The 12,320-nt window shown below is 62.5% G+C and carries 10 protein-coding genes; all 10 read left to right on the forward strand.

Annotated elements, in window-relative coordinates; genetic code table 11:
• Positions 1-8: 8 nt before the first annotated feature.
• A complete protein-coding gene (gene dnaE, locus R3175_RS16510; RefSeq protein ID WP_413231788.1) occupies positions 9-3,503 on the forward strand; it encodes a DNA polymerase III subunit alpha in 3,495 nt (1,164 codons plus the stop codon).
• Positions 3,504-3,713: 210 nt separating this feature from the next.
• Positions 3,714-4,667, forward strand: coding sequence for an acetyl-CoA carboxylase carboxyl transferase subunit alpha (gene accA, locus R3175_RS16515; RefSeq protein ID WP_318945433.1), 954 nt, complete (start codon positions 3,714-3,716; stop codon positions 4,665-4,667).
• Positions 4,651-5,991: a tRNA lysidine(34) synthetase TilS gene (gene tilS / locus R3175_RS16520; protein ID WP_318945434.1), complete on the forward strand. Its 1,341-nt coding sequence runs from the start codon at positions 4,651-4,653 to the stop codon at positions 5,989-5,991. Before accA ends, tilS begins: the two co-directional genes overlap by 17 nt.
• A 90-nt stretch (positions 5,992-6,081) precedes the next feature.
• A complete protein-coding gene (locus R3175_RS16525; RefSeq protein WP_318945435.1) occupies positions 6,082-7,707 on the forward strand; it encodes a CTP synthase in 1,626 nt (541 codons plus the stop codon).
• A gap of 98 nt (positions 7,708-7,805) precedes the next feature.
• Positions 7,806-8,651: a 3-deoxy-8-phosphooctulonate synthase gene (kdsA, locus tag R3175_RS16530; RefSeq protein ID WP_318945436.1), complete on the forward strand. Its 846-nt coding sequence runs from the start codon at positions 7,806-7,808 to the stop codon at positions 8,649-8,651.
• Between the two features lie 73 nt (positions 8,652-8,724).
• Positions 8,725-10,020, forward strand: a complete 1,296-nt coding sequence (gene eno, locus R3175_RS16535) for a phosphopyruvate hydratase (RefSeq protein ID WP_318945437.1) — start codon at positions 8,725-8,727, stop codon at positions 10,018-10,020.
• 133 nt (positions 10,021-10,153) lie between these two features.
• Positions 10,154-10,426, forward strand: a complete 273-nt coding sequence (locus tag R3175_RS16540) for a septum formation initiator family protein (protein WP_318945438.1) — start codon at positions 10,154-10,156, stop codon at positions 10,424-10,426.
• Between the two features lie 54 nt (positions 10,427-10,480).
• The gene (gene ispD / locus R3175_RS16545) at positions 10,481-11,200 is read left to right on the forward strand and encodes a 2-C-methyl-D-erythritol 4-phosphate cytidylyltransferase (RefSeq protein ID WP_318945439.1); all 720 of its coding nucleotides are present in this window, start codon (positions 10,481-10,483) and stop codon (positions 11,198-11,200) included.
• A 14-nt stretch (positions 11,201-11,214) separates the two neighbouring features.
• The gene (gene ispF, locus R3175_RS16550) at positions 11,215-11,694 is read left to right on the forward strand and encodes a 2-C-methyl-D-erythritol 2,4-cyclodiphosphate synthase (RefSeq protein ID WP_318945440.1); all 480 of its coding nucleotides are present in this window, start codon (positions 11,215-11,217) and stop codon (positions 11,692-11,694) included.
• The coding region (gene truD / locus R3175_RS16555) for a tRNA pseudouridine(13) synthase TruD (RefSeq protein WP_318945441.1) at positions 11,691-12,320 on the forward strand (630 nt) is incomplete at its 3' end. The genes ispF and truD, both read left to right, overlap by 4 nt.

Here is a 12,320-nt window from a genome sequence, read left to right on the forward strand (position 1 = left end):
CTATGATGATGGATCAGACCTTGCCTCAGACCTTCGTACATCTTCGTGTTCACTCCGAGTACTCCATGGTGGACGGCCTGGTGCGGGTAAAGCCGTTGATCAGCCGTGTCGCCGAGCTGGGTATGCCGGCGGTGGGACTTACCGAACAATCGAACCTGTGTTCGCTGGTCCGTTTCTACAAGGGGGCCGTGGGCGCCGGCGTCAAGCCCATCATCGGCGCCGACCTGTGGCTGGACAACCCGGACGACCCGGAAGTGCCGTTCCGGATCACCCTGTTGGCCCGGAACCAGACCGGCTATTTGCACCTGACCGAGATCATCTCCCGGGGCTACACCGAAGGGCAACGCTATGGCAAACCGATCATCCAACGGGCGTGGCTGGAGGAGAAGGCGGAGGGCCTGATTGCCCTGTCCGGCGCCAAGATGGGGGATGTCGGCAAGGCCCTGCTGGCGGGAAAACCGGAGCTCGCCCGGGAGCGTGCCGACTACTGGATGAACCTGTATCCGGGGGGCTACTACCTGGAGTTGCAGCGTACCGGTCGAGTCGGCGACGAGGATTGCCTGCATCTGAGTGTTGAACTGGCCGGTGAGCTGAACTGCCCGGTGGTCGCCACCAACGACGTGCACTTCCTGACCGCCGACGACTTTGAGGCCCACGAGGCCCGGGTCTGTATCGGCGAAAGCCGGACCCTGGACGATCCCCGTCGGGACCGACGCTTCAGCGATCAGCAGTACCTGCGCAGCCCGGAGGAAATGATCGAGCTGTTCTCGGACATTCCCGAGGCCATAGAGAACACCGTCGAGATCGCCCGCCGCTGTTCGGTGAAGGTGCGGATGGGCGAGTACTTCCTGCCCAACTACCCGATCCCGGAAGGGATGACCATGGACGACTACTTCCGCCACGTGTCGGAAGAAGGGTTGGAGGCGCGCCTGGCAGGCATCCTCAGCAAAGACGATCCGGAGTATGACAGCAAGCGCGAAGCCTACTACAAGCGGCTGAACTTTGAGCTCGACATCATCATCCAGATGGGGTTTCCGGGCTACTTCCTGATCGTGATGGACTTCATCAAGTGGGCCAAGAACAACGGCGTACCGGTGGGGCCGGGTCGGGGGTCCGGTGCCGGTTCCCTGGTGGCCTATGCCCTGCTGATCACCGACCTCGACCCGCTGGAGTATGACCTGCTGTTCGAGCGGTTCCTGAATCCGGAGCGGGTGTCCATGCCCGACTTTGACGTCGACTTCTGCATGGAAGGCCGCGACCGGGTGATTGATTACACCGCTGAGAAATACGGCCGGGAGGCGGTGTCCCAGATCATCACCTTCGGGACCATGGCGGCCAAGGCGGTGGTGCGGGACGTGGCGCGGGTGCAGGGCAAGTCCTACGGCCTGGCGGACAAGTTGTCCAAGCTGATTCCCTTCGAACCGGGCATGACCCTCGAGCGGGCCCTCGAGGAGGAACCGCAGCTCAAGGACTTCCTGGACCAGGACGAAGAGGCCCAGGAAATCTGGGAGATGGCCCTCAAGCTCGAAGGGGTGTGCCGGAACGCCGGTAAACACGCCGGGGGCGTGGTGATCGCGCCCACCAAGATCACCGACTTCTCGCCGCTGTACTGTGATGACGAGGGCGGCAGCCTGGTCACCCAATTCGACAAGGGCGACGTGGAGGACGCCGGGCTGGTCAAGTTCGACTTCCTGGGGCTGCGGACCCTGACCATCATCAAGTGGGCGCTGAACATGATCAACCCGCGCCGGGCCAGGCGCGGGGAAGGGGAGCTGGACATCAACGCCATCCCGCTGGATGACAAGCCTTCCTTTGAGATGCTCAAGCGGGCGGAAACCACCGCGGTGTTTCAGCTCGAATCCCGCGGCATGAAGGATCTGATCCGTCGCCTGCAGCCCGACTCCCTGGAGGACATGATCGCCCTGGTGGCCCTGTTCCGTCCGGGGCCTTTGCAGTCTGGCATGGTGGATGACTTTATCGACCGGAAGCACGGTCGCCAGCCCTTGTCCTACCCGCACCCGGATTACCAGTACGACGGCCTGCAGCCGGTACTGGAGCCCACCTACGGGGTCATCCTGTACCAGGAGCAGGTCATGCAGATCGCCCAGGTGATGGCCGGTTACACCCTCGGCGGGGCGGACATGCTGCGGCGGGCCATGGGTAAGAAGAAGCCCGAGGAAATGGCCAAGCAGAAGGCGATCTTCCTGGACGGGTGTGAAAACAATGGCATCGACAAGGTGCTGGCGGAGAACATCTTCGACCTGGTGGAGAAATTCGCCGGCTACGGCTTCAACAAGTCGCACTCGGCCGCCTACGCCCTGGTGTCCTACCAGACCCTGTGGCTGAAGGCCCATTATCCCGCCGAGTTCATGGCGGCGGTACTGACCGCCGATATGCAGAACACCGACAAGGTGGTGACCCTGGTCGAAGAGTGCCGGAACATGAAGCTGGATCTGGTGCTGCCGGATGTCAGCACCTCCGAGTACACCTTCACCGTCAACGACGAGGGCCAGATCGTCTATGGCCTGGGGGCAATCAAGGGATTGGGGGAAGGCCCGATCCAGAGCGTGGTGGAAGGTCGTGCCGAAGGCGGCCCCTACAAGGATCTGTTCGATTTCTGCAACCGGGTGGATCCGAAGAAAGTTAACAAGCGCGCCATCGAGGCGATGATCCGGGCCGGCGCCATGGACAAGCTGGGGCCTGGCCGGGCCCAGTTGATGGCCAGTATCGACAAGGCATTGCAGCAGGCCAACCAGCAGTCCCGCAACGAGTCCGTGGGCATGGTGGACATGTTTGGCGAAGCGCTGACCGGCGGCGACGGCGAGGACCTCTATGCCGATGTGGCCCACGTGCGGGAGTGGCCGGAGAAGGAGCGCCTCAAGGGGGAAAAGGACACTCTGGGCCTGTACCTCACCGGCCATCCGTTCGATGAGTATGAGCGGGAAGTGCGCCGTTTTGTCCGCTCGTCCATTGCCGATCTCAAGCCCAACAAGTCGCCCCAGCGGGTGGCCGGCCTGGTCGTGGCCCAGCGCACCATGAAAACCAAGACCGGCTCCACGATGTGCTTCATCACCCTGGACGACCGCAGTGCCCGGATCGAGGCAACCCTGTTCTCGGAGACCTTCCTGGAGAATCGCGAACTGCTGGGCTCCGACCAGGTTATCGTGGTGGAAGGGCAGGTCAGCCACGATGACTATTCGGGGCAGTTGAAGATGCGGGTCAGCTCGGTCATGGACGTGGGTACGGCCCGGCAACGGTTCAGTCGGGGCTTGAAGCTGGCACTGAAATCCACCCAGTTGCGCAACGGATTACTGGACAAACTGGACAATACCCTGCGACCGTTCCGCTGCGAGGGCAGCCCGGTGTGGATTGAATATTGCAGCGATCAAGCGCAAACTCGTATCGAATTGGGGGAAAGTTGGCGCGTTCAGCCCGATGATGAGCTATTGTTAGAGCTGAAATACCTGGTCGGCGAACAATCGGTGGAGCTGGTTTACGATTGAGCGCGGCTTTCGTTACGTTCTCGTTAAAGTTGGCTTTTTTCCACCGACTTATACCAATGTCCGCTTTAGCCCCTGAAAAAGCACTGCTATCGTTAGCCAAAATTCTGGTTTGGAGAGAGCCGGAGGCTTACGGTCAGACCTGTCGCGCCATGGGTGGCGCGTGCTGGCGGTGGCTTCGGCGCTTCGCTCAATAACATATGATGGAACGTCATGAATCCGAATTATCTGGACTTTGAACAGCCGATCGCCGATCTCGAAGCCAAGATCGAAGAGCTTCGGATGGTGGGTAACGATACCGACATCAACATCAACGATGAGATCAACCGGCTCAAGAGCAAGAGCACCAGTCTCACCGAGAGCATCTTCTCCGATCTCCAGCCCTGGGACATTGCACGGCTTGCCCGTCATCCCCGGCGTCCTTACACCCAGGACTACATCGACCTGATGTTTGACGACTTCGACGAGTTTCATGGGGATCGCAGGTATGCCGACGATCTCTCGATCATCGGAGGCACGGCGCGGCTCGACGGTACGCCGGTGATGGTCATCGGTCACCAGAAAGGCCGGGAGGTGCGAGACAAGGTCAAGCGTAACTTCGGCATGCCGCGGCCCGAGGGCTACCGCAAGGCCCTGCGGCTGATGGAAATGGCCGAGCGCTTCCGGATGCCGATCCTCACCTTCATCGACACGCCCGGCGCCTATCCCGGGATTGGCGCGGAAGAGCGGGGCCAGAGCGAGGCCATTGCCTTCAATCTGGCGGTGATGTCCCGTCTCAAGACCCCCATCATTTCCACCGTGATTGGGGAAGGGGGCTCTGGTGGCGCCCTGGCGATCGGCGTCTGTGACCAGCTCAACATGTTGCAGTACTCCACCTACGCGGTGATCTCGCCCGAGGGCTGCGCTTCCATCCTCTGGAAGAGTGCGGAATACGCGGCCCAGGCCGCGGAGGCCATGGGGGTTACCGCGGACCGGCTCAAGGATCTGGGCTTGGCGGACAATGTGATTCCGGAGCCTCTCGGTGGTGCCCATCGCAGCCCCGAAGAGATGGCCGGCTCGCTCAAGGCAGCCCTGGTCAAGGGCGTGGATGAGCTGCAGCGCCTGCCCGAGGCTGAACTGGTTTCCCGCCGTTACGAGCGCCTGACCCGTTATGAGTCCGGGCGGTAACTCCCGCCCCCCGGATACTGCCTGGCCCGAAGCCCTGACCGAACCGGTGAGGGCCTTTCGGGGCGAATCGCGGATTTTCCTCGCCTTCAGTGGCGGGCTCGACTCCACCATCCTGCTGCAAGTGGCAGCCAGTTGTCTGCCGCCCTCCGCGCACCTGACGGCCGTCCACGTCAATCATCAGTTGCAGCCCAATTCAATGGAAACGGAAGCGTCCTGTCGCCGGCAATGTGAGGCGCTGGGGGTCGACTTCCTGTGCCGTCGCGTGGTGGTCGACCAGCCCGAGCAGGGCGTGGGCGGTCTGGAAGAGGCCGCCCGCCAGGCCCGCTATCAGGTCTTCGAGCAGGTTCTGGCTGACGGCGGCGTGTTGCTGATGGCCCACCATCGTGACGATCAGGCGGAAACCGTGCTGTTTCGTTTTCTACGCGGGTCGGGGGTGGCGGGCCTGGCCGGTATGCCTGCCCGCCGGCGTTTGGGGCGGGGCTGGCTGGCGCGGCCCTTTCTTCACGTTGAGCGTGCCCAGCTGCAGGCCTGGGCTGAGGCGGCCGGTCTTCGCTGGACGGAGGACCCCAGTAACACCGACCAGCGCTTCGATCGCAATTTTCTCCGGCACGGCATTGTACCGCGCCTGAAAGCCCGCTGGCCGAGCCTGCTGGCGCGGCTGGATGCCACGGCAACGGCCTGTCGTGAAGCTGCGGAACTGTCCCAATCGCTGGCTCAGCTGCGCTTTGCCCAGGTTGGCAGCGACCAGGGTACCCTGGTGTTGGCGGAGCTTTCCCGACTCTCCCTGACGGAACAGAAAAACCTGCTACGCTGGTGGATAGCGCGAGCGGGCTATCGGCTGCCGGAGCTGAAGGATTGGGGCTTGGTGTTGGCGGAGCTGATCCAGGCGGCCCCGGATCGGGAGCCGGAACTTCGGGGGGACGGTTTCACCGTACGGAGGTTCCGGGGGCATCTGTATCTGGTGGCCGATCAGGCCGAAATGCCGATGTCGATCGATCAGCTGACCGCTGGCCAGTCCGTCCGATGGGACCGTCTGCGGATCAGCCTGAACCAGGTCGATGCCGGGTGTACGCAAATACCGAGAATCCAGGTTTGTGCCCGGGGCGGTGGTGAGCGGTTCCGGCCGGTGCCTGGCGGCCCCTCCCGGTCACTGAAGAACTGGCTGCAGGAGCAGGCCGTTCCCCCCTGGCAGCGTGCGCGGCTACCGCTTTTCTATGAGCGCAGTGAGCTGGTCGGCATTGGTGGTCTGTGGTTGTCTCCCAGGTTCTCCGGGGCCGCCCCGGAGAGCGGCTGGCGGATCGTCGTGGAGCGGGATTGTGATTGAGAACACAGGGCGGTTCTGGTAGTCTGGCGTCCCATCTTGAGATGACAATCTCCCTCCTTCACCGAACCAGATAAATCACACGGAATCTGCATGACGCGTTATATTTTCGTCACCGGCGGTGTTGTGTCCTCCTTGGGGAAAGGTATTGCGTCCGCCTCGCTGGCTGCAATCCTGGAGGCACGCGGCCTAAAGGTCACTATCCTCAAGTTGGACCCGTATATCAACGTCGACCCCGGCACCATGAGTCCCTTCCAGCACGGTGAGGTGTTTGTCACCGAAGACGGTGCCGAGACGGACCTGGATCTGGGCCATTACGAGCGCTTTATCCGCACCCCGATGACCCGCCGCAACAACTTTACCAGCGGCCGTGTCTATGAAGAGGTGATCCGCAAGGAACGCCGGGGCGACTATCTGGGCGGTACCGTTCAGGTGATTCCCCACATCACCGACGAGATCAAGCGCCGAGTGGTGGAAGGCGCCGCCGGCGCGGACGTGGCCCTGGTGGAAATCGGTGGCACCGTGGGTGACATCGAATCCCTGCCGTTCCTGGAGGCAACCCGCCAGCTCAAGGTGGAAGTCGGCCCCCAGCGTGCGTTGTTCATGCATCTGACCCTGGTGCCCTACATCGCCACGGCGGGTGAAGTGAAGACCAAGCCGACCCAGCATTCGGTGAAGGAAATGCGCTCCATCGGTCTGCAGCCGGACATCCTGCTGTGCCGTTCCGAGCACGAAGTGGATGCCAGCTCCCGTCGCAAGATTGCGCTGTTCACCAACGTGGAAGAGCGCGCGGTCATCCCGCTGCAGGATGCCAGGACCATCTACGCCATCCCCCGCATGCTCCACGAGCATGGCCTGGATCAGCTGATCATTGAACGCTTCAACCTGCAAGCCGGTGAAGCGGACCTGAGTGAGTGGGACGACGTGGTGGAGTCCCAGCTCAACCCGCAGGACGAGGTCACCATCGCCATGGTGGGCAAATACATGGAGCTGCTGGACGCCTACAAGTCGCTGATCGAGTCGCTGCTCCATGCCGGCATCAAGACCCGGACCAAGGTCAACATCAACTACATCGATTCTGAAGACATCGAGCGTGACGGCACCGGTGCGCTGGAATCCGCCGACGCGATCCTCGTTCCCGGCGGCTTTGGTGAGCGCGGTGTGGAAGGCAAGATTCGCACGGTCCAGTACGCCCGGGAAAACAAGGTGCCTTATCTGGGGATCTGTCTGGGCATGCAGGTGGCGGTGATCGAATATGCCCGCAACGTGGCTGGCCTGTCCGGTGCCCACAGTACCGAGTTCCGCGAGCATACACCGACAGCGGTGGTGGGCCTGATTACCGAATGGCTGGACGCCAGCGGCGAGCGTGAAGAACGCTCCAACGAGTCGGACCTGGGGGGCACCATGCGCCTGGGTGCGCAGGACTGCGTGCTCACCGAGGGTTCCACCATCTCCGGGTGCTACGGCAAGAAGACCATCCGCGAGCGTCACCGTCACCGCTATGAGGTGAACAACCACTTCCTGCCGCAGCTCGAGGAAGCCGGGCTGCGTATCGCCGGTCGGTCCACCGATGGCGCCCTGGTGGAAGTGGTGGAGGTGCCGGACCATCCCTGGTTCGTGGCCTGCCAGTTCCACCCGGAATTCACCTCAACGCCCCGGGACGGTCACCCGCTGTTCAAGGGCTTTGTCGAGGCGGCCCTGGCTCGTCACAAAGGTTGATGGCAGGTTAGACAACGCCGATGCGGGATCCCGCGTCGGCGTTTTGGGTTAGGGGCAACAGACCCTAGGGCGCCGGAATCAGACAGGAACAGACAGTCATGGCACAGAAACAAGTTACCGTTGCGGACATCGCCATCGCCAATGATCGGCCCTTCGTGCTGTTCGGCGGGATGAACGTACTGGAATCCCGGGACATGGCCTTCGAAGTGGCTGAAGCCTATGTGGAGGTGACCCGCAAGCTGGGGATCCCCTACGTCTTCAAGGCGTCCTTCGACAAGGCCAACCGCTCGTCCATCAACTCCTTCCGGGGCCCCGGCCTGGATGCGGGATTGCAGCTGCTGGCAGACATCAAGAGCAAGTTCGGCGTGCCCATCATCTCCGATGTCCATGAGCCGGAGCAGGCCGCTCCGGCGGCGGAAGTCTGTGACGTAATCCAGCTGCCGGCCTTCCTGAGCCGCCAGACCGATCTGGTGGTGGCCATGGCCAGGACGGGCGCCGTCATCAATATCAAGAAGGCCCAGTTCCTGGCTCCCCAGGAGATGGGTCATATCATCCGCAAGTGCGAGGAAGCCGGAAACGACCGGGTCATCCTGTGCGAGCGGGGTACCAGCTTTGGTTACAACAACCTGGTGGTGGACATGCTCGGCTTCGGCATCATGAAGGCGTTGGATGTCCCGGTGTTTTTTGACGTCACCCACGCCTTGCAAATGCCGGGTGGACGCGCTGATTCCGCCGGCGGTCGTCGTGCCCAGGTAACCGATCTGGCCAAGGCGGGAATGTCCCAGGGCCTGGCCGGTCTGTTCCTGGAAGCCCACCCCGATCCGGAGCAGGCCAAGTGCGACGGTCCCTGTGCACTGCGGCTGAGCCAGTTGGAGCCTTTCCTGAGCCAGGTCAAGGCCATCGACGACCTGGTCAAGAGCTTTCCCGCCATCGACACCGCCTGACTGAGGCGGCGGGTAACCGATTTCATCCATTGCTGTTTGTGAATTGAACTGAAAACGTTGGAGAGAAGAACGCATGACCACAATTGCCAACATCAAAGCCCGTGAGGTGCTGGATTCCCGCGGTAACCCGACCGTCGAGGCCGACGTTATCCTCGAGGACGGTACCCTGGGCCGTGCCTGTGCCCCGTCCGGCGCCTCCACCGGTTCGCGTGAAGCGCTGGAACTGCGCGACCAGGATGCCGGCCGTTACCTGGGCAAGGGCGTCACCAAGGCGGTGGCCGCAGTCAACGACGTTATTCGCCAGGCTCTGGTGGGTAAAGACGCGGCCGACCAGCGTGGCCTGGATAACCTGATGCTGGATCTGGATGGCACCGAAAACAAGGCCAAGCTGGGCGCCAACGCCATCCTGGCGGTTTCCCTGGCAGCGGCCAAGGCGGCGGCCGCCTCCCTGGGCAAGCCGCTGTACGAGCACATTGCGGAGCTGAACGGCACTCCGGGCAAGTTCAGCATGCCGGTGCCGATGATGAACATCCTCAACGGTGGCGAGCACGCCGACAACAACGTCGACATCCAGGAGTTCATGGTCCAGCCGGTGGCGGTCAAGAGCTTCGCCGAAGCCTTGCGGGTGGGTGCGGAAATCTTCCACAGCCTCAAGAAAGTCCTCAAGGCCCAGGGCCTGAACACCGCTGTCGGTGACGAAGGTGGCTTTGCGCCGAACCTGCCGTCCAACGAAGCCGCGCTGGCGGCCATCAAGGAAGCGGTGGAGCAGGCCGGCTACGAGCTGGGCAAGGACGTGACCCTGGCGCTGGACTGTGCGTCTTCCGAGTTCTACAAGGACGGCCAGTACCAGCTGTCCGGCGAAGGCAAGACCTTCGATTCCGCCGGTTTTGCGGATTACCTGGCCGGCCTGTGCGAGCGTTACCCGATCGTGTCCATCGAAGACGGTATGGACGAGAGCGACTGGGATGGCTGGAAGGTCCTGACCGAGAAGCTGGGTGACAAGGTGCAGCTGGTGGGCGACGACCTGTTCGTGACCAACACCAAGATTCTCAAGCAGGGCATCGACAAGGACATTGCCAACTCCATCCTGATCAAGTTCAATCAGATCGGCAGCCTGAGCGAGACACTGGATGCCATCAAAATGGCCCAAGATGCCGGCTATACTGCGGTAATCTCTCACCGCTCCGGTGAAACGGAAGATACCACCATTGCGGATCTGGCGGTGGCGACCTGTGCCGGCCAGATCAAGACTGGGTCCCTGTGCCGGTCTGACCGGGTGGCCAAGTACAATCAGCTGCTGCGGATCGAGGGCGACCTGGACGGCGCCGCTCCCTACCGCGGGCTGAGTGAAATCAAGGGCCAGGGGTAAGTGACAAAACGTCGCCTGGCTGAATAGGTTAGGCTAGACTCTTAAGGCTGTTGTTTATCCTGGAGGTTAACCTCCGGGAGACGACAGCCTTTGTCTATACTCCGGCCGGTGAAGAGACTCCAAGATATCTGCCATGAAGGTTCTGTGGTCTGTCATGATTGTGCTGATACTCCTGCTGCAGGTCCGCCTGTGGATCGGGGAGGGCAGCTTTGCGCAGGTCTGGAGCCTTCAGCGAGCGATTGCCGAGCAGTATGCCGAGAATGCGACCCTGGCGGCCCGCAATGAACGGCTGTATGCGGAGGTCCGCAACCTGCGTAACGAGCAGGGAGCCATCGAAGAGCGCGCTCGCATGAACCTTGGCCTGATTCGCCAGGACGAAACCTTCTTTCTTGTGGTGGAGCCCTGAGTGACGGGGCCGCCGACTTGATGCCGCCGCTCTCGCTGACACTAGAATTCTCCTATGAACAATCCCCGTTTCTGGCTGGTTATTCCAGCGGCCGGCATTGGCCAGCGTATGCGGGCCGATTGCCCGAAACAGTACCTGCGCATCCAGGGGCGATATCTCCTCGATATCACCCTTTCCCGCTTACTCGACTATGGCCGTTTTGATGGCTGTATGGTTGCCCTGAACCCCCAGGATGAGTATTGGCCCAGCACCGAGGCCAGCCGGGACAGTCGCGTGTCCACCTGTATTGGCGGACGGGAACGGGCCGACTCGGTGTTGGCCGCCTTGCTGGCGCTGGGCGAGAAGGCTCGCCGCGAGGATTGGGTGCTGGTTCACGACGTGGCCAGGCCCTGCCTGGGACGGGAGGACCTGTGGCGGCTGATGCACGCCCTGGCGGATCATCCCACCGGCGGCCTGCTGGCGGCACCGGTGGCCGATACCCTGAAGGTCGTTGACAGGACCACCGGGAGCGTTGTGGGTACCCAGGACCGAAGCCGGCTGTGGCGGGCGTTAACCCCGCAGATGTTTCGTTACCAGGCGCTGGTCGCTGCATTGCAGCAGGCGGAAGCCAGCCAGCAGCCCGTCACCGATGAGGCTTCCGCCATCGAAATGGCCGGTGCGACACCACAGGTGGTGGAAGGGCGACCGGACAATATCAAGATTACCGTGCCGGCGGATCTGGCCATGGCCGAGTTCGTCCTCGGCCAACTGGCCCGAACCGAAGGCAGCGACTGATTCAGGAGAACCACATGCGAATAGGACAGGGGTTCGATGTCCACGCCTTCTGCGAAGGGGACCACGTTATCCTTGGTGGCGTCACCATTCCCCATGAATGTGGACTCAAGGCGCATTCCGATGGCGATGTCCTGCTGCATGCGCTGGCCGATGCCTTGCTGGGCGCGGTGGCGCTGGGAGATATTGGACACCTGTTCCCCGACACCAGCGAGGAGTGGGCCGGTGCGGACAGCCGGGAACTGTTGCGGACGGTGGTCGCCCGAGTGGCGGAGGCGGGATACCAGGTGGTGAATGTGGATACCACCGTCATCGCCCAGGCGCCCCGGATGGCGCCCCACGTGATGGCGATGCGTCAAAACATCGCGGCCGATCTCGACGTCAGCGTGGACCGGGTCAGCGTCAAGGCGACCACCACCGAAAAACTCGGCTTCACTGGCCGCAGGGAAGGCATTGCCTGCCAGGCAATATGCCTGCTTGAGCCGCAGCGGCCATGAACGAGGGATCGCCTACCTGGCAGCTGCAGTGGCCGGCGGCACCCGGACGGGTGGGGCTGGCCACCCTGAAAGCGGACCCAACCACGTTCTTCGTGGATGAGGACCTGGGACTGCCCGGCTTTCCCGAACAGGTTCGGGAGCCGGTAAGCGTGGTCTCCGGCGACGGGGAGCATCTCTGCCTTCGCCTCGAAAAGGTGGGGGACAACACCGACTACGTGGCCCGGCAGTTGGCGGGCCTGGCAGGGTGCCGCGACCAGGATGTCGGGTTCTGCGGGCTGAAAGACCGGCATGCGGTGACCCGGCAGTGGTTCAGCATCTACCGGCCGGGCATGGAAGCGGAGGATCAGGCTTTCCTGGCCGAGGTGGCCGGCCACTGGCGGTTGCTGGCGGCCCATCGTTACGTAAAGAAACTGCGCCGGGGCGATCATCGGGGTAACGTCTTCGAAATTACCCTGCTCGATGTGGTCGGGGAGCGGGACGCCATCGACCAGGCCCTGACTGCCATCAAACAGCGGGGGTGCCCGAACTACTTCGGCAAACAGCGGTTTGGTCACGCTGGTAGCAACCTGGACCGGGCCATCCGAATGGAACCCGGTCGTCCTCGGCGTGGTCGCCGCAAGGGCCGC

The organism is Marinobacter sp. (assembly GCF_033722735.1).
Taxonomy (GTDB): domain Bacteria; phylum Pseudomonadota; class Gammaproteobacteria; order Pseudomonadales; family Oleiphilaceae; genus Marinobacter.

Excerpts from the sequence above, each read along its gene's own strand:
- R3175_RS16540 (WP_318945438.1), top strand. The coding sequence starts at position 10,154 with ATGAAGGTTCTGTGGTCTGTCATGATTGTGCTGATACTCCTGCTGCAG.
- tilS (WP_318945434.1), top strand. The coding sequence starts at position 4,651 with ATGAGTCCGGGCGGTAACTCCCGCCCCCCGGATACTGCCTGGCCCGAA.
- ispF (WP_318945440.1), top strand. The coding sequence starts at position 11,215 with ATGCGAATAGGACAGGGGTTCGATGTCCACGCCTTCTGCGAAGGGGAC.
- kdsA (WP_318945436.1), top strand. The coding sequence starts at position 7,806 with ATGGCACAGAAACAAGTTACCGTTGCGGACATCGCCATCGCCAATGAT.
- R3175_RS16525 (WP_318945435.1), top strand. The coding sequence starts at position 6,082 with ATGACGCGTTATATTTTCGTCACCGGCGGTGTTGTGTCCTCCTTGGGG.
- eno (WP_318945437.1), top strand. The coding sequence starts at position 8,725 with ATGACCACAATTGCCAACATCAAAGCCCGTGAGGTGCTGGATTCCCGC.
- dnaE (WP_413231788.1), top strand. The coding sequence starts at position 9 with ATGGATCAGACCTTGCCTCAGACCTTCGTACATCTTCGTGTTCACTCC.
- accA (WP_318945433.1), top strand. The coding sequence starts at position 3,714 with ATGAATCCGAATTATCTGGACTTTGAACAGCCGATCGCCGATCTCGAA.
- ispD (WP_318945439.1), top strand. The coding sequence starts at position 10,481 with ATGAACAATCCCCGTTTCTGGCTGGTTATTCCAGCGGCCGGCATTGGC.